The organism is Microbacterium bovistercoris (assembly GCF_003387575.1).
Lineage (GTDB): Bacteria > Actinomycetota > Actinomycetes > Actinomycetales > Microbacteriaceae > Microbacterium > Microbacterium bovistercoris.
The window spans coordinates 56,475-80,746 of record NZ_QUAB01000012.1 but is presented as its reverse complement, the minus strand read 5'-3'; the positions used below and the strand labels follow the sequence as shown (position 1 = coordinate 80,746).

The 24,272-nt window shown below is 70.4% G+C and carries 21 protein-coding genes; 10 read left to right on the top strand and 11 right to left on the bottom strand.

What is annotated here, in order from left to right; translation table 11 throughout:
- Positions 1–286: 286 nt before the first annotated feature.
- The 5 genes from DY023_RS01665 to DY023_RS01645 form a co-directional block, all read right to left on the bottom strand.
- Entirely contained in the window at positions 287–844 is a 558-nt protein-coding gene (locus tag DY023_RS01665; protein WP_116240607.1) for a GNAT family N-acetyltransferase, read from the bottom strand.
- The gene (locus DY023_RS01660; RefSeq protein WP_116240606.1) at positions 837–2,006 is read right to left on the bottom strand and encodes an acyl-CoA dehydrogenase family protein; all 1,170 of its coding nucleotides are present in this window, start codon (positions 2,004–2,006) and stop codon (positions 837–839) included. The genes DY023_RS01665 and DY023_RS01660 overlap by 8 nt, the downstream gene beginning before the upstream one ends.
- Positions 2,003–3,250 (bottom strand): beta-ketoacyl-[acyl-carrier-protein] synthase family protein, encoded by a 1,248-nt coding sequence (locus DY023_RS01655; protein ID WP_116240605.1) that lies wholly within the window; start codon positions 3,248–3,250, stop codon positions 2,003–2,005. The genes DY023_RS01660 and DY023_RS01655 overlap by 4 nt, the downstream gene beginning before the upstream one ends.
- A gap of 115 nt (positions 3,251–3,365) precedes the next feature.
- Positions 3,366–4,961: a class I adenylate-forming enzyme family protein gene (locus DY023_RS01650; protein WP_116240604.1), complete on the bottom strand. Its 1,596-nt coding sequence runs from the start codon at positions 4,959–4,961 to the stop codon at positions 3,366–3,368.
- Between the two features lie 149 nt (positions 4,962–5,110).
- On the bottom strand, positions 5,111–5,761 hold the full coding sequence (locus DY023_RS01645; RefSeq protein WP_116240603.1) for an HAD-IA family hydrolase: 651 nt from the start codon (positions 5,759–5,761) through the stop codon (positions 5,111–5,113).
- Positions 5,762–5,944: 183 nt separating this feature from the next.
- On the opposite strand from DY023_RS01645, the gene DY023_RS01640 reads away from it, so the two are divergent.
- Both DY023_RS01640 and DY023_RS01635 read left to right on the top strand, forming a co-directional pair.
- Positions 5,945–7,393, top strand: coding sequence for a glyceraldehyde-3-phosphate dehydrogenase (locus DY023_RS01640; protein WP_116240602.1), 1,449 nt, complete (start codon positions 5,945–5,947; stop codon positions 7,391–7,393).
- 98 nt (positions 7,394–7,491) lie between these two features.
- The gene (locus tag DY023_RS01635; RefSeq protein WP_425453400.1) at positions 7,492–8,538 is read left to right on the top strand and encodes a winged helix DNA-binding domain-containing protein; all 1,047 of its coding nucleotides are present in this window, start codon (positions 7,492–7,494) and stop codon (positions 8,536–8,538) included.
- A 31-nt stretch (positions 8,539–8,569) separates the two neighbouring features.
- On the opposite strand, the gene DY023_RS01630 is transcribed toward DY023_RS01635, so the two are convergent.
- On the bottom strand, positions 8,570–10,012 hold the full coding sequence (locus tag DY023_RS01630) for a helix-turn-helix domain-containing protein (RefSeq protein WP_116240601.1): 1,443 nt from the start codon (positions 10,010–10,012) through the stop codon (positions 8,570–8,572).
- Between the two features lie 109 nt (positions 10,013–10,121).
- Between DY023_RS01630 and DY023_RS01625 the strand changes: the two genes are divergently transcribed.
- The 4 genes from DY023_RS01625 (at position 10,122) to DY023_RS01610 (ending at position 14,065) form a co-directional block, all read left to right on the top strand.
- Positions 10,122–11,993, top strand: a complete 1,872-nt coding sequence (locus tag DY023_RS01625) for a phosphoenolpyruvate carboxykinase (GTP) (RefSeq protein ID WP_116240600.1) — start codon at positions 10,122–10,124, stop codon at positions 11,991–11,993.
- 91 nt (positions 11,994–12,084) lie between these two features.
- Positions 12,085–13,275 (top strand): FAD-binding domain, encoded by a 1,191-nt coding sequence (locus tag DY023_RS01620; RefSeq protein ID WP_116240613.1) that lies wholly within the window; start codon positions 12,085–12,087, stop codon positions 13,273–13,275.
- A 74-nt stretch (positions 13,276–13,349) separates the two neighbouring features.
- On the top strand, positions 13,350–13,709 hold the full coding sequence (locus DY023_RS01615) for a YidH family protein (protein WP_116240599.1): 360 nt from the start codon (positions 13,350–13,352) through the stop codon (positions 13,707–13,709).
- Positions 13,706–14,065 carry a DUF202 domain-containing protein gene (locus DY023_RS01610; protein ID WP_181905675.1) on the top strand — a complete coding sequence of 120 codons (360 nt, stop codon included), beginning with the start codon at positions 13,706–13,708 and terminating at the stop codon, positions 14,063–14,065. Before DY023_RS01615 ends, DY023_RS01610 begins: the two co-directional genes overlap by 4 nt.
- Before the next feature lie 187 nt (positions 14,066–14,252).
- Here DY023_RS01610 and DY023_RS01605 read toward each other — a convergent pair whose 3' ends face one another.
- Positions 14,253–16,142: an ABC transporter ATP-binding protein gene (locus tag DY023_RS01605; RefSeq protein ID WP_116240597.1), complete on the bottom strand. Its 1,890-nt coding sequence runs from the start codon at positions 16,140–16,142 to the stop codon at positions 14,253–14,255.
- A 107-nt stretch (positions 16,143–16,249) separates the two neighbouring features.
- Here DY023_RS01605 and DY023_RS01600 point away from each other — a divergent pair, with 107 nt between their 5' ends.
- From DY023_RS01600 to DY023_RS01585, 4 genes are all read left to right on the top strand, one after another.
- Entirely contained in the window at positions 16,250–17,191 is a 942-nt protein-coding gene (locus tag DY023_RS01600; protein WP_116240596.1) for an ABC transporter ATP-binding protein, read from the top strand.
- 128 nt (positions 17,192–17,319) lie between these two features.
- Positions 17,320–18,123 (top strand): ABC transporter permease, encoded by an 804-nt coding sequence (locus DY023_RS01595; RefSeq protein ID WP_245958536.1) that lies wholly within the window; start codon positions 17,320–17,322, stop codon positions 18,121–18,123.
- On the top strand, positions 18,120–18,947 hold the full coding sequence (locus DY023_RS01590) for an ABC transporter permease (protein ID WP_116240594.1): 828 nt from the start codon (positions 18,120–18,122) through the stop codon (positions 18,945–18,947). The genes DY023_RS01595 and DY023_RS01590 overlap by 4 nt, the downstream gene beginning before the upstream one ends.
- A 25-nt stretch (positions 18,948–18,972) precedes the next feature.
- Positions 18,973–20,004: a S66 family peptidase gene (locus DY023_RS01585; protein WP_116240593.1), complete on the top strand. Its 1,032-nt coding sequence runs from the start codon at positions 18,973–18,975 to the stop codon at positions 20,002–20,004.
- A 40-nt stretch (positions 20,005–20,044) separates the two neighbouring features.
- Here the strand turns inward: DY023_RS01585 and DY023_RS01580 are convergent, their stop codons facing one another.
- The 4 genes from DY023_RS01580 to DY023_RS01565 form a co-directional block, all read right to left on the bottom strand.
- Positions 20,045–20,455: an MmcQ/YjbR family DNA-binding protein gene (locus DY023_RS01580; RefSeq protein WP_116240592.1), complete on the bottom strand. Its 411-nt coding sequence runs from the start codon at positions 20,453–20,455 to the stop codon at positions 20,045–20,047.
- Between the two features lie 99 nt (positions 20,456–20,554).
- A complete protein-coding gene (locus tag DY023_RS01575; RefSeq protein WP_116240591.1) occupies positions 20,555–21,772 on the bottom strand; it encodes an alpha-hydroxy acid oxidase in 1,218 nt (405 codons plus the stop codon).
- The gene (locus tag DY023_RS01570; RefSeq protein ID WP_116240590.1) at positions 21,769–22,554 is read right to left on the bottom strand and encodes an ABC transporter ATP-binding protein; all 786 of its coding nucleotides are present in this window, start codon (positions 22,552–22,554) and stop codon (positions 21,769–21,771) included. Before DY023_RS01570 ends, DY023_RS01575 begins: the two co-directional genes overlap by 4 nt.
- Complete coding sequence (locus tag DY023_RS01565; protein WP_116240589.1) at positions 22,554–24,272, bottom strand: branched-chain amino acid ABC transporter ATP-binding protein/permease; 1,719 nt, start codon at positions 24,270–24,272, stop codon at positions 22,554–22,556. The genes DY023_RS01570 and DY023_RS01565 overlap by 1 nt, the downstream gene beginning before the upstream one ends.

Sequence of the window (24,272 nt, the reverse complement as noted above, 5' to 3'; positions counted from 1 at the left end):
AGCGGGCAAGCCCGCTCCGCCCAGCGGGCCCTCCCAATGCTCGCTCCGGGAACACCTCGCCCCGCTCGGCTGGGTGGAGCGGGTCACGAGGGTGGGTGGCAGAAGTGTGCCGGCATCCCATCGAGGGATGCCGGCACACCTGCCGGGCCGGCTCTGGCGAGCGGTTCGGGTCCCGCGTATGGTTCGTCGCCCTGCGGTTGGCGGAGGGATTTGCGGATGGCGGCGGGATGCGCGGCGTGTCCGCCGCCGGGCGCGGATTCGTCCGCCACCCGCGAGTGCCCGGCGATCACCAGGGCGGGCCGAGGAGGTCGATGTCGCCTTCGGGCCAGTCGTGGTCGGGGCGGGCGGCGGAGCGGATCAGGATCGGATCGGAGTCGGTGACGACCGGGGTTCCGTCCAGACGGGACAGGGAGCGTTCGCGAGCCGTGATTCGCCGCCAGCCCGCGGCCTCGTAGAACGGCACGACCTCCTCGCGGCATCCGAGGTAGCCGAACTCCACCTCGGCGCTCATGGACTGCTGTGCGGCATGCAGCATCCGTGCCCCCAGCCCGATTCCGCGCGCCGCGGGCGCGATGAGCACGCCGCCCACCCCACCGATGACGACCGCGGCGCCGCCGACTGTGATGGTGCGCGGCTGATAGCCGACGTGCCCGATGAGCACATCGTCGGCGAAGGCGAGCACCCGGGTCGCGGCAGGTGCGTAGCCGTACGGCGCGGAGCGGGTCCAGGGACCGAACTCCGCCGAGTACTCGCGGTCGAAGAGCTCGCCGATCGCCGCGACCGCCCCGGCATCCAGCGCGTCATCGCGCACGACCTGCAGCTCGACGTGCATCCGGTCAGTCATCCAGCAGGGCGGCGGCGTACATCGGACGGGCGGCGTCTGCGCTCGGCGGGTGGAACAGACCGGCGGTGGCGTCGCGGAACAGGCGGCTCAGCTCGTGCTGATTGCCGAAGCCGCTGCCGCTGGTGCACATCAGTGCCACCTCGGCCGTGCGGCGGGCCGCGGTGGAGGCGTTCAGGCGGGCGCTCACCAGTCGCAGCGGCCAGCCCGCGCCGTGATCGGCGAGTTCGTCGAAGTCGCGGCAGTACGCCTCCAGCTGCGCGGGGACGGCCAGGAACTCGGCATGCGCGTCGGCCAGGCGGATGCGGGTCTCGGGCACCTCCGCGTAGGTGGTGCCCGCCTTCGCCGACTTCCGTGCCTTGAGCCCGGCCACCGCGAGCTGCAGCGCGCGCTGCGCGACCCCGGCGTACACCGAGCCGATCAGGAGCTGGAAGTTGCTCGTGATCGCGAAGGTCAGCAGGTCCGGCACGCGACCCGCAGGGATGCGGCGGGCGACGCGCTCGGGCCGCATCCGCACGTCCTTCAGAATCGTGGCGCGGCTCTGCGACGCGCGCATGCCGAGCACGTCCCAGTCGTCCGAGACGGTGATGCCGGCGGCATCCCGCTCCAGAAATCCGTAGACCAGCATCTGGTCGTCCGAGGCGTCCGTGCCGTGCACGATCAGGCGGGTCCACACCGGTGACAGCGAGGTGAAGATCTTCACGCCCGACACCAGGTACCCGCCGTCGTCCTGCGGCACCGCGGTGGACTTCGATCCCTGCAGCACCCAGTCGTTCGAGGGCTCGCTGATGCCGAAGGCGAAGATCTCGCCGGCCGCGGCCTCTTCGAGCACCCAGTCCAGGGAGTGGTCGCCGCGCTCGCGCATCGCGTGCACGACGCCGGTGCACATCAAGTGCATGTTGATCGCGAGCGCCGTCGCCGGCGCGGCAGTCGCCAGACGCTGCTGCAGTTTCGACACCTCGTTCAGATTCAGCCCGGCGCCGCCGAGGTCTTCCGGCACGAAGAGCCGCAGGTATCCGGCATCCTGCAGTTCGGCGAGATCCTCGTCGAAGAACCGGTTCTCGCGGTCGTAGACCGCCGCTCGCTCGCGGAAGCGCTCCAGCAGATCGTCGGGAAGGTACTGCTCGGCGAGAGCCGCGTGCCGGGCGGGCGAGTTGTCGGTCATCGGTCTGCTCCTTCTGCGCGCCGCAGCACGAGCGCGCCGTTGTGGCCGCCGAACCCGAACGAGTTCGACAGCACGGTCTCGACGGGATGCGCGCGGGCATCCGTCACGATGTCGACGTCTCCGAACTCCGGGTCGTCGAGGTTGATCGTCGGCGGCAGGATGCCGGTGAGCAGGCTCTGCACGGCGAACACCGCCTCGACGGCGCCGGATGCTCCGAGCAGGTGCCCGGTAGACGATTTCGTCGCGGTGATCGGGATGCCGGGGAGGTGCTCACCGAGGGCGCTGCGCAGCGCCTGGAGCTCCGCCCTGTCCCCGGCCGGCGTCCCCGTCCCGTGTGCGTTGACGTGGTCGATGTCCGCGACGGAGATCCCGGCATCCGCCAGAGCCGTCGTGATCGCGAGGGCCGCACCTCGGCCCTGCGGCTCGGGTGCCGTGGGATGGTGCGCGTCGCTGGACTCGCCGAAGCCGGCCAGCTCGGCCAGCGGTGCCGCGCCGCGGGCGTCTGCGATCTCCGCAGCCTCGAGCAGGATGGCGGCGGCGCCCTGCGCCATGACGAAGCCGCGGCGGGCCCGGTCGAACGGGCGGCTCGCGCTCGCCGGGTCGCTCTCATAGCCGCTCGCGAGCGCGCGCAGGTTGGCGTTCGAGGCGAGGTTGACCGGGTTCAGGCAGTCCTCCATGCCGACCACGAGCACGGCGTCGGCGTAGCCGTGACGGATGCGGCGCAGCGCATCCCCGAGGCCGATCGCGCTGCTCGCGCAGGTGGCGGTGATGCCGTGCGCCGGGCCCTGCGCGCCGTAGCGCTGGCTGAGCAGCGCTGCCGCGGCATCCGGAGCGCCGTAGACGACGAGCGTGAGCGGTACGCCGCGCGGGCCCTTCGCGTCGAGCGCGCGCGTCGCCTGCTGCATCGCATCGATCGGGCCGGAACCGGTGGCGGCGAGCACGCCGAAACGGGACGCATCCCAGGGCGGCGCGGTCGCACCGGCCTGCGCCATCGCCTGGTCGGCGGCGGCGACCGCCCAGTGCTGCAGCGGGCTCAGCCGGCGCGCGAGCGACGGTTCGAGAACGGATGCCGCGTCGAATCCGCGCACCTGTCCGCCGATGCGCACCGGGAGATCGGCGAACTCGGGAGCATCCAGGGCGGTGATCGCGCTGCGACCGTGCACCACGGAGTCCCAGAGCGCGGGCACGTCGAGTCCGCTCGGGGTGATCGCCCCGAGCCCGGTGACCACGACGTGGCGGTTCATCGACGCAGCCCTGCGGTGTGGATGCCGCGCGTTTCGTCTCGCTTCGCTCGCTCAACGACCGGGGAGGTGCGGCGCGTTTCTCGCTTCGCTCGCTCAACGACCTGGCAATGGACGCTCACAGCCGCACCGCCCGTCCGTCGTCGGCGAGTAGGAGCGCGCCCGTCTCTCCGCGCCGGATCTTCCCGCCCGCGGTGCGCGGGAGCGCCGGCACGACGTACCAGCGTCGCGGCACGTATTGGGGTGCGAGCCGTTCCCGGGCCCAGGCTCGCAGCGCGTGCTTGTCCGGAATGTCAGCCGTCCGGGGGGTTCCGGTCGCAGCCGTTGCGGGTTCGGCGGTGACCTCACCCGCATCCGTTGAGACCGGAGCAGGGGGACGGGACTGCTCGAGCACGAGCGCCACGATCGTGCCCAGCCGCGGGTGGGGGAGCGCCACCGCGCACACCGCGCCGAGCCCGGGCATCCCGTCGAAGGCGCGCTCGACCTCGGCAAGCGAGACCTTGTGCCCGCCGGTCACGGCGATGTCGCCGGCGCGGCCGAGCAGAGCCAGCCGCCCGCCCTGCGCACGTGCCTGGTCGTGCACGGTCGCCCAGCCGTCGGGGCCGACCAGTGCGTCCGTGCTGGTGCCGGCGAGGTAACCGTGCGAGCAGGCCTCGGCGCGCACCCACAGCTCGCCGGCCTCGCCTTCCGGCAGTGGTCGACCCGCCTCGTCGCGCACCGATATGCCGATGCCGGTGTACACGGAGATGAGAGTGCCGTCGCCGCCACGACTGTCGCCGATGAACCCGATCTCGGCCGCGCCGTAGTAACTGATCAGGCGCACCGTCGGCAGCGCCTCGGCAAGGCCCGCCCGGATCGATGCGGGCAGGTTCGCGCCGCCGGTCACGACGAGTTCGAGCGTGGCGAAGGCCGAAGGGTCGCGCCGCGCGGCATCCGTCAGCGCCTGGACGACCGCGGGCACCGCGACCACCCGCGTGATGCCTTCGTCGCGCACGCGCCGGGCGATCGCCGCCGGCTCGAACACGTCGGCGAGGTGCGCACCGCCACCGGATGCCAGGCATTCGATGAGCGCGTACAGCGTGAGGCTGTACGACAGCGGGCCGGGGGCGAGCGTCGCGACGCCGGGCAACGGCTCGAGGTGCGCGCTCGAGATCGCGAAGTTCGCACGGTACTGGGCCCGCGTCTTCAGGAAGGCCTTCGGGTCGCTGGTCGTGCCAGACGAGAACAGCAGCAGGAACGCCTCGTCGCCGTCGCGCACGGTCGGGGGACCGGCAGGGACGGCGCGCGCCTCGAGTGCGGCGAACTCGTCGAGGCCGATCACCGTGCCCTGCCAGCCCTCCGCCGAGAGCGCTTCCGCCAGATCGGTGGAGTCACTGATCACGACGCCGATGCCCGAGCGCACGATCACGCGCACGCGGTGCGCGAGCGGCCACAGCGGGTCTATCGTCGCCGACACCGCCCGGTATCCGGCCAGACCCGCGACGATCCGCGCGGCATGGAACGCCGATGCGAGACTGACCGCGGTGATCGGGATGCCGCCGGTCTCCGGCGCCGGCACGACCGGATGCGCGCGATGCAGCGTGTCCACGGCCGCGAAGGTGCGCTGCGAGCCTTCGACCAGTTCGCCGTACGTCACCACTTGATCAGGCCCGGCGACCGCGATCCGATCCGGATGCGCCCGTGCCACTTCGAGCACGGTCCGCGTGATCGGCACAGTGTCCTCCCGGAAGGCGATCCAGTTTCCTGCTCAGTCTATGACCGGCCATCCCCCACAGCTCCGGTCTCAGTGCATGCGGGTTTGCCAGCCCGCCGCACCCGCAAGCAGTGAGACCGGAACAGAAGAAGCAGCGGTCGGGGAAGGGGTCAGCCGATCATGAGGGTCAGCCCTGTGGCATCCGCCTCGATCACGATGCCGGTGAGGTCGGCCACCACGAGATCCGGCTCGTGTGCGGCGGATGCCGCGCCCACGCCGACCACGCGCATGCCGGCGGCCTTGGCGGCGGCGATGCCCGCCTCCGAATCTTCGAACACCAGGCAGTCCGCCGGGTCGACACCCAGCCGAGATGCTCCGAGCAGGAAGCCCTCGGGGTGCGGCTTGGAGGCGGTGACGTTCTCCGCGGTGATGTGCAGGGCGGGGATCTGCAGCTGCGCCGCGTTCATCCGGGCCCGCATCAGCGGTACGTCCGCCGAGGTCACGATCGCGTGCGGGTGCGGCAGCAGGTCGCGCAGCAGATCCCCGGCACCGCCCACCGCGACGACACCGGCCACGTCCTCGGCCTCGTCGGCGAGCATGACCGCGTTCTCGGCGATGTTCAGCTCGTGCGGGCGGTCCGGCAGCAGGATCGCCATGCTCTCGTAGCCCTGCCGTCCGTGCACGACCTCGAGCACGCGCGCAGGGTCGAGACCGTGCGGCTCCGCCCACGCCAGCCAGGTGCGTTCGACGGCAGCCGTCGAGTCGACCAGGGTCCCGTCCATGTCGAGGAGCACAGCACGGACGTGGAAAGTCTTGGTCATGTACTCACCCTAACGGGGCATCCGAATCGGGATTCTTAACATCTCGTGCGCATCCGCCGATCTTGCGCCGTGAATCCTCAGAGTCCTCGGTATACCGCCCCGTACCCTGGAATCACGGGACGGATCCGTCCCGATCCACCCGGCGCCTGCCCACCCTCGGCGCGCACGCATGCAAGGAAGCAGATGAACGACTTCGCCGCCCGTCACGACGAATGGACCTCGAGAGAAGAACTGGCGGAGCGGATGATCCCGCTCATCGGCTCGCTCCGGCGCGAGCGCGACGTGGTGACGTCGCTGCACGGGCACCGGCTGCTCGGCCTGTCGACCAAGGGACTGCTCGAAGTGCATGAGCGGGTCGCCCAGCTCGGCCACGCGCAGCTGCGCGTGGAGGACACCCTCGCGGTGCTCGAGGGCCTGCGCCGGCTGAACCCCGGTGCCTCCTCGATCGATGTCGCCCGCCTCGTCGAGGGGCACGCCGCGGACGACCGCGACCTCGACGCGTACCTGCGCGAGGTGCTCGCCCCTGCACTCGGCGCCGAGCCCGCCGAGCCGACGGACGTCGTGCTCTACGGCTTCGGCCGCATCGGGCGCCTGCTCGCCCGCATCCTCATCGCGCACACCAGCGGCGGCAGCGGACTGCGCCTTCGCGCGATCGTGGTGCGCCGCGGCGCCGAGAACGACCTCGTCAAGCGGGCGTCGCTGCTGCTGCACGACTCCGTGCACGGACGGTTCGAGGGCTCGGTCGAGGTCGACGAGGCGAACTCGCAGATCATCGCCAACGGCACCCGCATCCAGGTGATCTACTCCGACGACCCGGCATCCGTCGACTACACGGCGTACGGCATCCACGACGCGATCGTCGTCGACAACACCGGGCGGTGGCGCGACGCCGACGGCCTCGCGCAGCACCTGCAGGCGAAGGGCGTCGCCCGCGTGCTGCTCACGGCGCCTGGCAAGGGCGAGCTGAAGAACATCGTGCACGGCATCAACGACGACACCATCGAGGACTCCGACCGCATCCTGTCCGCGGCATCCTGCACGACCAACGCGATCACGCCGGTGCTGAAGGCGATGGACGAGGCGTACGGCATCGTGCGCGGCCACGTCGAGACCGTGCACTCGTTCACGAACGACCAGAACCTCACCGACAACTTCCACAAGGGCGACCGTCGCGGCCGCAGCGCGGTGCTGAACATGGTCATCACCGAGACCGGCGCGGCCAAGGCCGTCGCGCGGGCACTGCCCGAGCTGGCGGGAAAGCTCACCGGCTCGGCGATCCGCGTCCCCACCCCCGACGTGTCGCTGGCGGTGCTGCACCTCACTCTCGAGAACCCGGCCGACCGGGAGCAGCTCAACGACTACCTGCGCCGCGCGTCGCTGCACTCGAAGCTGCGCCAGCAGATCGACTACGTCGAGAGCCCCGAGGTCGTCTCGACGGACTTCGTCGGCTCGCACCGCGCCGGCATCGTCGACGGCCTGGCCACCATCGCGACCGGCAACGACGTCGTGCTGTACGTCTGGTACGACAACGAGTACGGCTACTCCTGCCAGGTGATCCGCGTGCTCGAGACGATGGCCGGCTCGCACCCGGTCGTGATCCCGACGCGCCGCGAGGTCACGCTCACGGCCTGATCCGTCCTCCCTGCGCTCCGGTCTCACTCGTTGCGGGTCTTCCCGTCGGCGCACCCGCATCCGATGAGACCGGAGCGGCGTCGGCGGCATCCGGCATGATGGGCGGGGTGAACACGAAACGCCTGCTCGCCGAGCGGTTGCGCTCGCATCGGCTCACGGCACCGGCACGCACGGTGACGGATGCCGCATCGCACCTGCTGGCGGTGCAGAGTCAGGACTTCGTCGCCGGGCGCTGGGCACTCGCCGCCCGTACTCGCGGCGCCGTCACCCTGTCGCAGGTGGACGCTGCGTTCACGCGCGGCGACATCGTTCGGGCCTGGCCGATGCGCGGCACACTGCACACGGTGCCGGCCCGCGACCTGGGCTGGATGCTTTCGGTCACGGCGCAGCGGCAGCATCAGCAGGCGGCGAGCCGGCATCGTCAACTGGGTATCGACGAGGGGATCGTCGCCGCGGCGGAGCGCGTGCTCCGAGAGCGCATCGACGGCGGCGTGACCAGAGCGCAGGCGTTCGCGGCATTCGAGTCCGTCGGCATCGACCCGAAGGATCAGCGCGGCATCCACCTGCTGTTCGTGCTGACGATCGAGGGCGTGCTCTGTCAGGGTCCGGTCGTGGGCAAGGAGCAGTTGTTCGTGCTCGCCGAGGAATGGATCACGGATACCGCGCGGCCCGACGATCCGCTGGCCGAACTGTTCGTGCGATACATCGCCGGCCACGGTCCCGCCGGGGCGGCGGACCTCGCCTGGTGGGCGGGACTCACGCTCGGCCAGGCGCGCGAGGCCGTCGAGCGCGGTCGCCACCGGGTGGCCGAGGTCGAGGACGGGGTGTTCGTCGCCGCTGACTCCCCGCGTCGCGCATCCGGTGCGCCATCCGTGCACGTGCTGCCGGCCTTCGACGAGTACTACATCTCGTACGCCGACCGCACGCCGGTGTGCGCCCCCGAGCACGCGATGGCCGTCGGACCGGGCAAGAACGGCATGGTGCGGCCGACGATCGTCGCCGATGGCAGGGTCGTCGGCACCTGGTCGCACGCCGGGGCGGCGGGCCCTGCTCCCGAGCCGCAGTTCTTCGCGCCGCCGTCGGACGAGGTGGCGGATGCCGCGGCATCCGCCCTGGCCCGCTTCGCGGCCTTCCGCGTCGGCTGACGCGTCACTGGGACGCGGAATCAGCGCCTGCTCAGCCGGCGGCGTGCCGCTCGAGGAAGTCGTACACTTCGGTGTCGTCGACGCCGGGGAACGCCCCGCGGGGGAGCGGCGAGAACATGTGCGTGTGCACGCGGGCGCTCGGCCAGGCGCGGCCGCTCCAGCGGCTGATCGCCTCGGGGTCCGGGCGTCGGCAGCACGCCTCATCGGGGCAGGTCGACTGGGCGCGCGCCGAGGTCTCCCGTCCGCGCCACCAGCGCGCGTCGTCGAAGGGCACGCCGATGGTCACCGAGAACTCGCCGTCGCTCGACGAGCCCGTCTGCGTCGCGCACCAGAACGTGCCGGCGGGGGTGTCGGTGTACTGGTGCTGCTCGGTCGTGCGGTTCTGCTGGCCGAAGGCCGCGCGGGCCTGGAACTTGCGGCACACCGGCTGCCCCTCGACCGAACCGGTGACATCCATGGGGAGCGGCAGATCGTCGTTCTCGTAGACGCGGGTGATCGCGCCCGAGGAGTCCACGCGCAGCATGTGCAGCCGCATGCCGAGGTGCTCGGTCATCAGGTTGGTCATGCGCATCGCGGCAGCCTCGTGAGTGACGCCGAACGCGTCACGGAAGTCCTCGACGGCGAGGTTGCGGTCCTTCTTCGCCTGCTGCAGGAATGCGACGCCCGCGGTCTCGGGGATCAGGCAGCTCGCGGCGAAGTAGTTGATCTCCAGGCGCTGCTGCAGGAAGTCCGCGTAGTCCGTCGGCGGGGTGTGTCCGAGCAGCCGGTGCGCCATCGCCTGCAGCGCCATCGATCGCAGGCCGTGTCCGCCGGGGATGGATGCCGGCGGAAGGTAGATGCGTCCGTTCTCGAGGTCGGTGAGCGAGCGGGTCGAGTGCGGCAGGTCGTTCGCGTAGATCAGTTCGAAGCCGAGCTTCTCGGCCATGATGCTCACCGTGCGGTGCGTGAGGGCGCCGGAGGTGTGCCCTGCGGCCTTGAGCTGCTTCTCGGCGAGCTTCTCGATGTCGCCGCGGTAGTTGTTCTGCGCCCGCATCCGCAGTCGAAGCTCGGTGTTGGCCCGGCGCGCCTCTTCTGGGGTGGCGATCGCCTCGCGCTCGCGGCGCTGCAGTTCGTGGTGCAGGCCGAGCACCGATTCGATGGTCTCGTCGCTCATGCCCTTGGTCACGCGCACCGGTGCGATGCCGAGCTGGCGGAACACGGGGGAGCGCTGCGCGCGGTCGAGCTCGATCTCGAGGGCCGCCCTGCGGTTCGGCGGCTCACCGGAGATGAGGTCGGACACCTCCGTGCCGCAGGCCTCCGCGATCGCCTGCAGCAGCGACAGCTTGGGCTCGCGCTTGCCGTTCTCGATGAGGCTCAGCTGCGAGCCGGCGATGCCGACCTTCGCGCCCAGCTCATCGAGGGTGAGGCCGCGCGCCACCCGGTGGTGGCGGATGCGGTGCCCGAGGGTGGTCAGTTCCAGTCCGGTGCTCGCCATGTCTTGATCATAGCGAAAGATTGCGAGTTCTTTCTGCGTGTCAGCGCGGAAAGTCGTCATGTTTCGAGAAGAAGATGGAGGTACAGCATCCCGCGTCGAAGGAGCAGAAATGGCTATCGCCGAGACGTTCACCCCTCACCTCTCAGCAGTCGCCCCCGCACGCAACTACGGTTCGGCTCCTGCGTACGACACCCCCGCCATGGCGGAGCTGCGGGAGTGGGTCGAGGGCATCGCCGCGCTCACCCAGCCGGCCCGCGTGCACTGGATCGACGGCTCGCGGGCCGAGAATGACGCGATCCTGCACGAGCTCGTCGACGAGGGAAAGATCATCAAGCTCAACCCCGAGTGGCGACCGGGTTCGTACCTGGCACGCTCGCACCCCAGCGACGTCGCGCGCACCGAGGCGCGCACCTTCATCGCCTCCGAGAAGGAAGAGGACGCCGGCCCCACGAACAACTGGGCCGACCCGGTGGAGATGCACGCCACCATGGACCGCATCTTCGAGGGATCGATGCGCGGGCGCACCATGTACGTCGTGCCGTTCTCGATGGGCCCCGTCGGCGGCAAGCTCTCGCACATCGGCGTCCAGGTCACCGACAGCGCCTACGCGGTGGCATCCATCGGCATCATGACCCGCGTCGGCGACGCCGTCACCCGGCAGATCGCCGAGGGCGCGCCGTGGGTGCGCACCGTCCACTCGGTGGGCGCCCCGCTCGAGCCCGGCCAGCAGGACGTGCCGTGGCCGTGCAACGACGAGAAGTACATCGTCCACTTCCCGGACACCCTGGAGGTCTACTCCTACGGTTCGGGCTACGGCGGCAACGCGATCCTCGCCAAGAAGTGCTTCGCGCTGCGCATCGCCTCGGTGATCGCCCGCGACGAGGGCTGGCTGGCCGAGCACATGCTGCTCATCAAGGTGATCTCGCCCGAGGGTCGCGCCTACCACGTGGCTGCCGCGTTCCCCTCCGCCTGCGGCAAGACGAACCTCGCCATGCTGCGCCCGACCATCCCGGGCTGGAAGGTCGAGACTCTGGGCGACGACATCGTCTGGATCCGTCCGGGCGAGGACGGCCGGCTGCACGCCATGAACCCCGAGGCGGGCTTCTTCGGCGTCGCGCCGGGCACCGGCGAGTCGACCAACGTCACCGCGGTCGAGACGCTGTGGGGCAACACGATCTTCACGAACGTCGCGCTGCGGCCGGACGGCGACGTCTGGTGGGAGGGTCTCACCGACACCCCGCCTGCCGAGCTGATCGACTGGGAGGGCAACGCCTGGACGCCGGACTCCGGCCGTCCCGCCGCGCACCCCAACTCGCGCTTCACGGTCTCGGCCGCGCAGTGCCCGCAGATCTCCGACGAATGGGAGGACCCGGAGGGCGTGCCGCTGGACGTCATCCTGTTCGGCGGCCGCCGCGCCACGAACGTTCCGCTGGTCGTCGAGGCGACGGACTGGACGCACGGCGTCTTCCTCGGCTCGACCATCTCGTCGGAGCGCACCGCCGCGGCGGAGGGCACCGTCGGCGAGCTGCGCCGTGATCCGTTCGCGATGCTGCCGTTCTGCGGATACAACATGGGCGACTACTTCGGCCACTGGCTGAAGGTGGGGCGCACGCTGCGCTTCGATCGCGCCCCGCGCATCTTCCAGGTCAACTGGTTCCGTCGCGGTGACGACGGCCGTTTCCTGTGGCCCGGATTCGGCGACAACTCGCGCGTGATCGACTGGATCATCCGTCGTGTCGAGGGCAGGGTCCCCGCGGTGGACAGCCCGATCGGACGCCTCCCCGTCGTCTCCGATCTGAACCTGGACGGACTCGACATCCCGCAGGCCGATCTCGCCGAGCTGTTCGCCGTCGATGCCGACGCCTGGCGTGAGGAGGCCGACAAGACCGAGGAGTTCTACGCAGTCTTCGGCGACAGGCTGCCGGCGGCCCTGCGGAGTGAGCTCGAGGCGCTGCGTTACCGCCTGGCGTTCGCGAGCTGACCGCGAGGCGCTTCGCCCGACGGCGCTTCTCCCGAGGCGCCGCGTCGGCGTCCCGCGCTACGGTGGAACGGACTCCGAGGAGAGGATGCCGATGCGCGCGCTGATCGTCGGAGCAGGGGTCGCCGGACCCGCACTGGCGTACTGGCTGCGCCGTTCCGGGCACGAGGTGACTCTCGTGGAACGGGCGCCGCGACTGCGCACCGGCGGTTACCTGATCGACTTCTGGGGGTCGGGCTACGAGGTCGCCGATCGGATGGGAATCGTCCCGCGCCTGCTCCACGACGGTTACGTGCTGACGGCGGCGCGTGAGGTGAGCGACGGCGGCCGTACGATCGCGACGCTCGATCCCGCGCGTCTCGCCGATTCCGCGGGTGGCCGGTACGTGAGCCTGGTGCGCTCCGACCTCGCCCGTGCGATCCACGACGCCCTCGATGACGGTGTCGAGCTGATCCTCGACGACACGGTCACGTCGCTGACGGATCTCGGCGATCGGGTCGAGGTCACGTTCGAGCGCTCCGATCCTCGAGCCTTCGACCTCGTCTTCGGCGCCGACGGCCTGCACTCCCGGGTGCGGGAGCTCGCCTTCGGACCGGAGGAGCAGTTCGCGCGCGAGCTCGGCATCGCCGTGGCCGCCTTCGACGTCACCGGGTACCGGCCGCGCGAGGAACTCGTCGCCGTGATGCACGGTGCGGTCGGATCGCAGAGCATCCGTGTCGCGCTCCGCGACGACGTGACCCTGTTCCTGCTGACGTTCCGCCACGCCGGACCTCTTCCCGACCGGCTGGAGGATCAGCGCGACGTGGTGCGCGCGGCGATGGCCGGCGCGGGCGGCGAGACGGAGCGGATCCTCGCGCAGCTGGAGCGCGCCGACTCCCTGTACCTCGATCTGGCGAGCCAGATCCGCATGCCGAGCTGGAGCCGCGGGCGCATCGCGCTGCTGGGCGACGCGGCGGCGTGTCCGTCGCTGCTCGCCGGACAGGGTACGGCGCTCGCCATGGTCGGGGCGTACCTGATCGCCGCCGAGCTGGCCGCCGCGGGCGGGGACCACGTCGCGGCGTTCCGCGCCTACGAGCGCCGCCTGAAGCCGATGGTCTCATCGAAACAGGATGCCGCGCGGGGTCTGGGCACCGCGTTCGCGCCGGCCACGAGGGGAAGGCTGTTGCTGCGGAACACCCTGATGCGGCTGATGAACCTCCGCGTGGTCGCGGACCTCGTGATGGGGCGCAGCCTGCGCGATCCGATCGAGCTCCCGCCGTTCCCGGATCACGCTCCGGGGCGTTGAGCCGAGGCGGCGCTCCGGCCGGACGAGCACCCGGCGAGGATCCGTGCAGCGCGTCAGCGTCGTAGCATGTGCTCATGACGGATCGACGGTTCCCGCGCAGCGTCTACGGCGTGGGGGAGGAGCCCGACCCGCGGTTCTCGCTCGCGAACGAGCGCACCTTCCTCGCCTGGATCCGCACCGCGCTCGCGCTGGTGGCGGTCGGCATCGCGATCGAGGCGCTGCAGCTGGACATCCATCCGGTGCCGCGGTTCCTCGCCGCCGTGCTGTTCGTCGTGCTCGGTCTCGTCGCGACCGTGCATGCATGGCTGTCCTGGGCGCGCAGCGAACGGGCGATGCGGCAGCATCTCGCGCTGCCGGGACCGACCACGGGCGTCGTGATCGTGGCCGGGGTGATCATCGCCGTCCTGCTGCTCGGCGCGGGGCTGTTCCTGTGACGGATGCCGGAGCGGATGCCGCCGACCGTCCGTTCGACGTCGGGCTCCAGACCGAGCGGACGCTGCTCGCCTGGCGGCGCACCTGCCTCGCGCTCGCGGTGGGCAACGCCGCGGCGATCAAGTACCTCTCGGACGCCCTCGGCCTCTGGGCGACGCTGATCGGCTTCCTCGGGCTGGTCCTCTCGGTCGTGGCCTGGGTGCTCTGCACCATCCGATACCGGCGCGCGCACGGCGGCCTGGTGCGGGAGGAGGGTCTGATCGTCAGCGGCCGACTGCCCGCGACGGTGACCGCCGCGGTGGGCATCGCCGGGCTCGCCGGGCTGGTGGTGCTCTTCGCACAGTGGCATCCGTGGTGAGCCGGTTCTGAGACGGCCGTCGGTCCTCCCGGCGTCGAACAGCTGCCGGCTGCGCAGACCTGTACCCCGCCTGGTTGCCGAGACCCTGCCTGGTTGCCGAGACCCCGCCGCAGTGACCATTCCGGGAGCCGGCAACCGAGGGGGGTTTCGGCAACCGAGGGGGGTTTCGGCGAGGAAGGGGCCCGGCTCAGACCAGCAGCTGGTGCCGGGCGAGGTCGCGGTACAGCGGCGTGGACTCGAGCAGTTCGTCATGGGTGCCCTGACCCACCACGGCGCCGTCCTGCAGTACCACGATGAGGTCGCTGTCGACGACGGTCGACAGCCGGTGCGCGATCACCACGAGGGTGCGGTCGGCGGAGACCGCGTCGATCGCCTCCCTCATTCGCTGCTCGTTGACGCCGTCCAGCGACGAGGTCGACTCGTCGAGCAGCAGGATCGGCGCCTCGGTCAGCAGCGCGCGTGCGATCGCGAGGCGCTGGCGCTCGCCCCCGGAGAGCATCACGCCGTCTTCGCCGACCGGTGTCGCGAGGCCCAGCGATCCGCGCTCGAGAACGTCGCCGAGATTCACGGCTCGCAGCACCCGCTCGCAGTCGGCGTCCGTGGCATCCGGCACAGCGAGGCGAAGATTGTCGGCGAGCGTGCCCGCCAGCGTCGGGGCGTCCTGCTCGACGTACCCGAACCGGGCGCGCATCTCGTCGCGCGGGTAGGTGCGCAGGTCGTGGCCGTCGAGCCGGATCGAGCCGCCGGTCGGGTCGTAGAAGCGCTCGATGAGCGAGAGGATCGTGCTCTTGCCTGCGCCGGACGGGCCGACCAGCGCGACGCGTGAACCGCGCGGAACGGCGAAGGACACCCCGCGCAGCACTTCGCGATCGGGCTGGGTCCCTGAGCCGGTCGAAGGGTCCGCCTCGGCTGCGAGGTGCGCGTCGGCGAGGAGATCGTTGGCGGCCTTCGCGGCCGCCTCGCGGGCGGCGACGACGTTCTCGGGATACTGGAACCGCACATCCCGGAACTCGATCGCCGCGGAGCCCGCCACCGGCGCTGCGGTGGCCGCGGCATCCGGTTCGTCTGCGGAGGTCTCGGCCGGCAGATCGAGGATCTCCTGGATGCGGCCCAGGGCGCCGAGCGCCTGGTTCACCGAGGTGATCGCGCCGAACGCCTGGCCCAGCGGCATGATCAGCATGAACAGGAACATGATGAACGTCACCAGCGAGGCGATCGAGATCGCGCCGGACGCGACCCGGAAGCCGCCCACTCCCAGCACGACGAGCAGCGAGAGCTGCAGGGCGATGCCCGCGATCGGCACGACCAGCGACGAGATCTTCGCGATCCGCACGCCGATGCCGTAGGCCTCGGTCGCGAGACCCGTGACGGCCTCGGTCTCGCGCTCGGTCGCGCCCGAGGCGCGGACCGTGCGGATCGACGAGACGGCGCGCTCGACTCCGGATGCCAACTCGCCGACCTTCTCCTGCTGCGCGGTCGACGCCGTGCGGATGCGGCCGCTGAGCAGCACCACGATGACGACGGACGCGCCGATCACCAGCACGATCAGCAGCAGCAGCACCGGGTCGATCACGAGCATCGCCACGAGGGCGCCGGCGAACAGCAGCGCGCTGCCGACGGCGTCCGCGAGTCCCTGCGTGAGCACGGCGTAGAGCAGCGTCGTGTCGGTTCCCACGCGCGAGACGAGGTCGCCGGTGCGGCGCGCGTCGAACTCGCTGATCGGCAGATGAAGGATGCGGGCGATCAGCCGGCGCCTGCTGGACAGCACGACCGCGGTGCCGGTGCGCTGCAGCAGGTAGTGCTGGTAGCCCGAGATCACCGACGACACGATCACGAAGGCGATGAGCGCCCAGATGAGCATGCCCAGCGGCAGGTTCTCCTGCACGCGCTGGATGACCTGGCCGACGAGCAGCGGCTGGACGAGCGAGGCGGCCGCCCCGACGATGCTGAGGATCGTGACGACCGCCAGCACCTTCTTGTGCTCGAACAGGAAGGGGAGGAGCTGGCGGAACGAGGCGCGCGGACCGTCCTGCTGCGCGCCGCGCCCGCGTCGGCGTGCTGTCGCCGTGCGAGACATGGATGACCTTCTTCGATGGGGGCGGATCCATTGTGCTCCGGTTCGCTTATGGGTCGCCTGTCTGTTTCGGATGCCGGATGTCGGTGCGATCCACTACCGTGAGGCGGGTGCCCGCACCTGTCATCGCCGCCAGAGGTCTCGTCAAGTCGTATCGATCCAAAGGAAGACCCGACTTCGTCGCCGTCGACGGCCTGAGTTTCGAGGTCGCGCCCGGTGAATCATTCGGGCTGCTCGGTCCGAACGGCGCCGGCAAGTCCACCACGATGAAGATGGTCGGTGCGGTGTCGGCGCGCACCGGCGGCGAACTCAGCATCCTGGGACTGGATCCCGACCGGTACGGGCCCGAGATCCGCTCCCGCCTGGGCGTCGTGCCGCAGCAGGACACGCTCGACGGCGAGCTGAACGTGCGCGAGAACCTCTACATCTACGGGCGCTACTTCGGTCTGCCTGCGAAGGTCTGCAAGCAGAAGGCCGAAGAGCTGCTCGCGTTCGCGCAGCTCGAGGACAAGGCCTCGTCGAAGGTCGATCAGCTCTCCGGAGGGATGAAGCGCCGGCTCACCATCGCCCGCGGGCTGATCAACGACCCCCGCATCCTGCTGCTGGATGAACCGACCACCGGGCTCGACCCGCAGGCGCGCCATGTGCTGTGGGACCGGCTGTTCCGGCTCAAGGAGCAGGGCACCACGCTGGTGCTCACCACGCACTACATGGACGAGGCCGAGCAGCTCTGCGACCGCCTCGCCGTCGTCGACAAGGGCCGCATCATGGCGGAGGGCACGCCGGCGTCGCTGATCCGCGAGCACTCCAGCAGGGAGGTGCTCGAGGTGCGGTTCGGGTCGGCGCACAACAAGGATGCGGCGGAGCGGATGAAAGGCATCGGCGACCGTGTCGACGAGCTGCCCGACCGGGTGCTGGTGTATGCGCAGGACGGCGAGGCCGCTCTGGAGCAGGTCGCCGCGCGCGACCTGCATCCGATCACGTCGCTGGTGCGCAGGTCGAGCCTGGAGGACGTGTTCCTGCGGCTGACCGGAAGGTCGCTGATCGAATGAGCTCCTCTCATCCGGTTCCTGAGCGCCCTTCCTCGTCCTCGGGTCCTGAGCGAGCGAAGCGAGACGAAGGGCGCTCAGGAACCGAGCGAGACGAAGGGCCTTCGCTCGACGAACTGCGCGCCGAGGCGATGGCCGCTGCCCGGCGGCCGCGCCGCTGGGGATCCTGGTACGTCGCCGAGCACATCGTGCGTGCGATGCGCGCCTACGGCTGGACCATCATCGTCGGTGCTGTCGGCCAGCCGGTGCTGTACCTGGTCGGCCTTGCTCTCGGTCTCGCCGCCCTCATCCAGGCTCCGATCCAGGACGGGGCGCAGCAGGTGGACTACGTCGCCTTCGTGGCCCCGGCGCTGCTCATGAGCGCCGCGATCACGGTGGCGTCCGAGGAGTTCAGTTACCCGGTGATGGCGGGGTTCAAGTGGCGGCGCTTCTTCTACGGCTTCAGCGCCTCGCCGCTGTCGTCCGGGCAGATCGTGAACGGCCAGGTCGTGGGCGTGATGGCGCGTGTGGTGCTCACGGGCGGGCTCTACTACGCGTTCCTGCTGCTCTTCCCGGCGGTGGGGAACCCCGTGGTGAGCTGGCTGATGATTCCGGTGGGCATCCTCGCCGCGCTGGCCTTCGGGACCCCGATGCTCGCGTATGCGGCATCCCTCGAAGAGGACACGGGGCAGTTCGCCCTCGTGCAGCGGTTCGTGTTCATGCCGATGTTCCTGTTCTCGGGCACGTTCTACCCGCTCGACACACTGCCGGTGTGGCTGCAGTGGATCGGCTGGATCTCACCGCTCTGGCACGCCACCGAGCTCGGTCGCGACCTGTCGTACCCGCGCGACACCGGCGGCGTGATGATCGCCGTGCACCTGGTCGTGCTGTTCGCCTTCGCCATCGGCGGCTACGTCGCCGCCCGGCGCATCTTCGCGAGGAGGCTGGCGGCATGACGACGAGGGAGATGACGGATGCTCCGCGCGTGCGCGCCGGGGGAGTCCGGGCGCTCTGGGCCGGAAACCCGTGGTCGGTGGTGCTGCGCGGTCTGATCGCGGCGCGGTCGTCGAGCTTCGTGGTGATCCTGTCCGGCTTCTTCGAGCCGGTGCTGTACCTCGCGTCGATGGGCATCGGCCTGGGCGCGCTGATCGGCGACGTGCAGACCGAGTCCGGGGCATCCGTGCCCTATGCGGCCTTCATCGCGCCGGCCCTGCTGGCGGTGTCGGCGATGAACGGTGCGATCTACGACTCCACCTGGAACGTGTTCTTCAAACTGAACTACGGCAAGCTCTACGAGGGGATGCTCGCGACTTCGCTCGGCCCGCTCGACGTGGCGCTCGGCGAGATCATCTACGCGCTGTTGCGCGGTCTGGTCTACGCGAGCGGGTTCATGATCATCATGCAGATCTGGGGGCTGAACCTGTCGTGGACGGCGATCCTCGCTCTGCCCGCGGTGGCACTGATCGCGTTCGGATTCGCGAGCTTCGGCATGGCGGTGACCAGTTACATGAAGGCGTTCCAGCACATGGACTGGATCCAATTCGTGCTGATGCCGATGTTCCTGTTCTCGGCGACGTTCTACCCCATCACCGTGTACCCGGAGTGGGTGCAGGCGCTCGTGCGAGCGCTGCCGCTGTGGCACGGGGTGGAGCTGATCCGCGGGCTGACGACCGGTGCGCTGTACCCAGGGATGCTGTGGCACGTGCTCTACTACGTGGTCATGATCGCGATCGGGCTGGTCTTCACGACCAAGCGGCTGCGCGCGCTGTTCCTGGGGTGAGAGCACGGGCTGAGAGGATGGGCGGATGCTGATTCCCCCGAAAGCCCGTCCTGGTGACCGTGTCGCCGTCCTCTCGCCCGCCTTCGCCGCGCCGGCGGCGGGGCCGGAGGTGCATGAGCAGGCGATGCGGCGGCTCGAGGAGGCGACCGGGCTGATCCCCGTCGAATACCCGACGACGCGGCAGCTGGATGCCCCGCCCGAGGCCCGCGCGGCCGATGTGAACGCGGCTCTCGCCGATCCCGGCATCCGCGCGATCCTCGCCACCATCGGCGGCGACGACCAGATCCTCGTCACCCCGCACCTCGACCCGGCGCTCGCGCAGGCAGACCCCAAGCCGTTCCTCGGCTTCAGCGACAACACGAACATCCTGAACTGGCTGTGGATGAACGGCGTCGCGGCCTTCCACGGCGGATCGACGCAGCTGCATCTGGGCGCGGGACCCGGGATCGACGACATCCACCTGCGCGCTCTGAAGGCGGCGTTGCTGGACGGCGGTGAGATCGAGCTGTTCGAGCCGGGGGAGTCCGAGGACTTCGGACACCGGTGGGACGCGCCTGAGGCGCTGACCGAGTTCGGCGGCCGAGCGCCGACCGAACCGTGGGTCTGGGCCGGGTCTTCGCAGCGCGTGGAGGGCCGCACCTGGGGCGGCAGTCTCGAGGTGATCGGCGAGCTCGCTCACGCGGACCGACTCCCTGCGGTGGAAGACCTGGAGGGCGCGATCCTGCTGCTGGAGACCTGTGAGGAGCTCCCGAACGCGGATTGGGTGCGGCGCTGGGTGCGCGCACTCGGCGAACGCGGATACCTCGCTGTTGTCGCCGGCGTTCTCGTCGCTCGACCGGTCGTGAGCAACTTCGAGTTCGACCCGTCGTCCGTGGAGCGGGTCGCGCTGCGTGCGGCCCAGCGCGATGCGGTGATCGGCGAGGTCACGCGCTACAACCCAGATGCTGTCGTGTGCGTCGGCGTGCCCTTCGGCCACACCAAGCCGCAGTGGATCCTGCCCTACGGTGGCACGGTGACGCTGAACGGCACTGCCCGCACCGTGACAGCGCAGTACTGAGAGAGATCCGGATGCCTGCGAAGAAGTGGACTGAGCCCCGCTACTCGAGTCCGTGTTCGGCGAGCCACGCCCGCCCGACGGTCTTCGGCACTCGCAGCAGCCACGCGTCCGTCAGGGTCTCGCGGAGCAGCTGCTTGTCGATCGCGTCCACGATCGCCAGCACCGCGGGGTAGCCGTCGAAGTGCGGGACCGTGAAGAAGACGTCGGGGTAGGTCTCCAGCAGGGCGGACTTGGCCTGTTCGCCGTCGACGCGGATGCCGATGACGTGCCCCTTCGGCCACTCCCGACCGAGCGCGTCGAGCTGCTCCAGGTCACTCCGGCGTGGCCCGCGCTGCCAGGCCAGCATCCCGGCATCCGTTCGCCAGGACGCGCCACCGCCGTGCCCCTCGATCTTCTCGGAGACCCGCGGGAACTCCAGCGCGATCCGTCGCACATCGTCGAGCGTCGCCATGCAGAAAGGGTACGCCGTGCGCCGTGCGCTCGGGGGTCCCTTTCCGTGCTGCCCAGCGCGGGGAGTGGTGAAAGGGCTCTCTGAGGTGCGCGGCGCGGTTCAGCCCAGCCGCACGCGGCCGCGCAGGTCGGCGATCGTCGAGACGCCCGCGAGCTGCATGGTGCGCACGGCCTCGGCGCGCATCAGCTGCAGCATCCGGTCGACGCCGCGCTCGCCACCGGCCATCAGCCCGTACAGGTAGGCACGACCGACCATGCAGGCGTCAGCGCCGAGCCCGACCGCGGCGAGCACATCGGCACCGGACAGAATGCCGGTGTCGAGGAAGATCTCTGCCTGGTCGCCGACTGCCGACGCGACCTCGGGTAGCAGCCGAAGGGGAGTGGGGGCGCGATCCAGTTGGCGACCGCCGTGGTTCGAGACCACCAGGGCGTCGGCACCGGCGTCCACCACGCGCCGAGCGTCGGTGACGGACTGGATGCCCTTGACCACCAGCCTGCCCGACCACTCCTCGCGCAGCCACGCCAGGTCCTCGATCTTCAGGCTGGGGTCGAACATCTTCGCCACGAGCTCCGCGACGGTGCCGTCGAAGGATCGCAGGCTGGCGAACTCGATCGGATCGGTGGTGAGCACGTTGAACCACCAGGCCGGATGCCACGCCATGTCCCAGATCGTCTTCGGGTTCAGCGTCGGCGGGATGGTCAGACCGTTGCGCGCATCGCGCAGCCTGTTGCCGGCCACCGGGGTGTCGACGGTGAGCACGAGGGTGTCGTATCCGGCGCTGCGCGCCTCGTCCACCAGGCGCCTGGTGCCGTCACGGTCCTTCCAGAGGTACACCTGGAACCAGTCGTTCCCGTCAGGCACCGCCTGCTTCAGCTCGCGTGGCGATGTGGTCCCCATGGTGGACAGCGTGTACGGCACGCCGGCACGGGCGGCGGCGCGTGCGACGGCGATCTCGCCTTCGTGATGCATCATCCGGGTGAATCCGGTGGGCGCGAGGATCAACGGCAGGGATGCGGGCCGGCCCAGGATCGTCGCCGAAGTGTCGACCTCGGCCACGTCATGCAGCACGCGCGGCTCGAACTCGACCTGCGCGAACGCCCGACGGGCGCGCGCGATGCTCACTTCGTCCTCCGCGGCGCCGTGCACGTAGTCGAACACCGAGCGGGGCGTCGTGCGTCGCGCAATGCGGGCCAGGTCCTTCACAGACAGCGCCTGTGCGAGCCGGCGGTCCACACCGTTCCGTACCGGCCGGCGGAAGCCGAGCAGCGGCGCCACGGCACCCCAGGTCGGCACCCGTCGGCGGATGCGGCGGGTCATCGGTCCTGTTCCTCCGTGGTGTCCGCCGCGCCGGTGGCCTCGGCGGCCTCGACCTGCGCGGGGTCGGCGCTGCCGGTGCCCAGGTAGGCCTGGATGATGTCGTCGTCGGCGAGCAGGGTGGCGGCCTTCCCGGAGCGCGCGATCTCGCCGTTCTGCAGGATGTGCCCCTCGTCGGCGGCCTGCAGCGCCCGGCGCGCGTTCTGCTCGACGAGCAGCACGGTCGTGCCGCCCGCCCGCACCTCCTCGATCACGGCGAACACCTCGTCCACGATCTTCGGGGCGAGACCCATCGAGGGCTCGTCCATCAGCACCAGGCGGGGCCGGGCGAGCATCGCGCGCGCGATCGCGAGCATCTGCTGCTCGCCGCCGGAGAGCGATCCGGCCGCCAGCTTCCGGCGCTCGCCGAGCACGGGGAAGCGCTGGTACATCTCGTCGATCGCGGCGCCGGCGCCGCGTCCGAGCGAACGCGCGCCCATCTGCAGGTTCTCGGTGATCGTCATGGTGGCCAGCACCTGCCGGCCCTCCGGCACCTGCACCAGGCCCCGCGGCACCAGCCGGTGCGACTTCGCGCGGGTGATGTCGTCGCCGTCGAACAGGACGCGTCCTCCGGAGGGGCGCACCAGCCCGGAGATCGCATTGATGATCGACGATTTCCCGGCGCCGTTCGCGCCTACCAGGGTGACCAGCGAACCGGCCGCGACGTCGAACGAGACCCCGCGCACGGCCTCGACCCGCCCGTAGGACACGGTGAGATCCTGCACGCTCAGCAGAGTGTCGGCCATCACGCGTCCTCCTTGCCCGTCGGGGCGGTGCTCGCCGTATCCGATCCGTCGTCCGGCGTGGCGGCGCCGAGATAGGCCTCGATGACCCGCTCGTCCGCCGCGATCTCCGCCGGGGTGCCGTCTGCGAGCACCTCGCCGAAGTTCAGCACGACGATGTGATCGCAGGTGCTCAGCACCATGCCGACGTTGTGCTCGATGAAGATGATCGTCAGACCGTCGGCCGCGAGCCGACGGATCAACTCGGAGAGCTGCGCGGCCTCGACATGGTTCATGCCCGCGGCCGGCTCGTCGAGGATCAGCAGGGTGGGGTCGGCCGCCAGGGCCCTGGCGATCTCCAGCCGGCGCTGGTCGCCGTAGGACAGCGCCTTCGCGGTGACGTTCGCCTTCTCGAGCATCCCGACCCGGCGCAGGCACTGCGCGGCGTGCGCGAGCGCGGTGCGCTCGTCGCGTCGCGCGGAAGGCAGCCAGAGCAGCCGCCGGAGGAACGTCGGACGAGCGACCAGGTGCGCGCCGATCAGCACGTTCTCCAGCGCCGTGAGCCGGTTGAACAGCTTGGAATGCTGGAACGTGCGCGTCACGCCCGCAGCGGCGATCTTGTGCACCGCGGTGTGCCCGACGCGCACCCCGAGCACGGTGGCGGTGCCGCCCGACGGCGGGATCAGCCCGGAGATCATGTTCACCAGGGTGGTCTTGCCCGCACCGTTCGGGCCGATCAGCCCCACCACGTCGCCGCTGCGCACGGTGAGGTCGACGCCGCGCACCGCGTGCACGCCGCCGTACTCCTTCGACAGGCCCGTCAGCTCGGCCACGATCTCGCCCCTGGCCGGGTGCTCGCGGAGGGTCAGCCCTGCGGCATCCGCGTCGATCTTCGAGACGTCGACCTTCTGACGGCGGCGCGGGATGAGGCTGGCGAGCCCGCCGGGCAGGTACAGGATGACGATGAGCAGCAGCAGGCCGGACAGGAACGGGCGGATCCAGCCCGCCTCGATGCCGATCGCGCGCTGGACCTCGGGCAGCAGGGTCTGGAATCCGCTGCCCAGCAGGGGCCCGACGAAGTTGGCGGTGCCGCCGACGACTGCCGTGACCAGACCGTCGATCGCGGCAGTGAACCCGAAGTCCTCCGGCGCGATCAGGCGCACGTAGTACGCCCACATCACCCCGTACAGTCCGGCCAGCACGCCTGCGGCGATGAAGGCCGACAATCGGTGCCCGCCGACATTGACACCCAGCGAGCGGGCGGCCAGTTCGTCCTCGCGGATCGCCTCCAGCGCCCGGCCGTACCTCGAGCGGGACTGCCTGGCGAACCAGTAGGTGACGACGGCGAGAGCGATCCACGCGATCGCCGGCGTGAGCACCTTCGGCACGGGCATCCCCTGCGCGCCGCCGGTCCAGGAGGAGTTGATGATGATGATGCGGATGGCCTCGGCGAATCCGAGAGTCGCGATCGCGAGATAGACACCGCGCAGGCGCATCGTGGGCAGGCCGAGGATCACCGCGGTGACCGCGCCGACCGCCATCCCGACCACCATGGCGAACAGCAGTGTCGGCAGCGGGCCCCACTGCAGGGGCGGGGGAGTGAGCGCTGCGGCCGTGAATCCCGCGAGGCCGGCGAATCCGGCCTGGCCGAGGCTGAGCTGGCCGGCCACCAGCACCGCGTAGAAGGAGTAGGCGAAGATCGCGTTCAGCGCGATGAAGACCAGCGTCGATTCGGTGAACAC

Excerpts from the sequence above, each read along its gene's own strand:
- DY023_RS01615 (WP_116240599.1), top strand. The coding sequence starts at position 13,350 with ATGACGGATCGACGGTTCCCGCGCAGCGTCTACGGCGTGGGGGAGGAG.
- DY023_RS01595 (WP_245958536.1), top strand. The coding sequence starts at position 17,320 with ATGGCCGCTGCCCGGCGGCCGCGCCGCTGGGGATCCTGGTACGTCGCC.
- DY023_RS01590 (WP_116240594.1), top strand. The coding sequence starts at position 18,120 with ATGACGACGAGGGAGATGACGGATGCTCCGCGCGTGCGCGCCGGGGGA.
- DY023_RS01660 (WP_116240606.1), bottom strand. The coding sequence starts at position 2,006 with ATGACCGACAACTCGCCCGCCCGGCACGCGGCTCTCGCCGAGCAGTAC.
- DY023_RS01605 (WP_116240597.1), bottom strand. The coding sequence starts at position 16,142 with ATGTCTCGCACGGCGACAGCACGCCGACGCGGGCGCGGCGCGCAGCAG.
- DY023_RS01580 (WP_116240592.1), bottom strand. The coding sequence starts at position 20,455 with ATGGCGACGCTCGACGATGTGCGACGGATCGCGCTGGAGTTCCCGCGG.
- DY023_RS01665 (WP_116240607.1), bottom strand. The coding sequence starts at position 844 with ATGACTGACCGGATGCACGTCGAGCTGCAGGTCGTGCGCGATGACGCG.
- DY023_RS01585 (WP_116240593.1), top strand. The coding sequence starts at position 18,973 with ATGCTGATTCCCCCGAAAGCCCGTCCTGGTGACCGTGTCGCCGTCCTC.
- DY023_RS01645 (WP_116240603.1), bottom strand. The coding sequence starts at position 5,761 with ATGACCAAGACTTTCCACGTCCGTGCTGTGCTCCTCGACATGGACGGG.
- DY023_RS01570 (WP_116240590.1), bottom strand. The coding sequence starts at position 22,554 with ATGGCCGACACTCTGCTGAGCGTGCAGGATCTCACCGTGTCCTACGGG.
- DY023_RS01625 (WP_116240600.1), top strand. The coding sequence starts at position 10,122 with ATGGCTATCGCCGAGACGTTCACCCCTCACCTCTCAGCAGTCGCCCCC.
- DY023_RS01640 (WP_116240602.1), top strand. The coding sequence starts at position 5,945 with ATGAACGACTTCGCCGCCCGTCACGACGAATGGACCTCGAGAGAAGAA.
- DY023_RS01655 (WP_116240605.1), bottom strand. The coding sequence starts at position 3,250 with ATGAACCGCCACGTCGTGGTCACCGGGCTCGGGGCGATCACCCCGAGC.
- DY023_RS01620 (WP_116240613.1), top strand. The coding sequence starts at position 12,085 with ATGCGCGCGCTGATCGTCGGAGCAGGGGTCGCCGGACCCGCACTGGCG.
- DY023_RS01635 (WP_425453400.1), top strand. The coding sequence starts at position 7,492 with ATGGGCGGGGTGAACACGAAACGCCTGCTCGCCGAGCGGTTGCGCTCG.
- DY023_RS01575 (WP_116240591.1), bottom strand. The coding sequence starts at position 21,772 with ATGACCCGCCGCATCCGCCGACGGGTGCCGACCTGGGGTGCCGTGGCG.
- DY023_RS01630 (WP_116240601.1), bottom strand. The coding sequence starts at position 10,012 with ATGGCGAGCACCGGACTGGAACTGACCACCCTCGGGCACCGCATCCGC.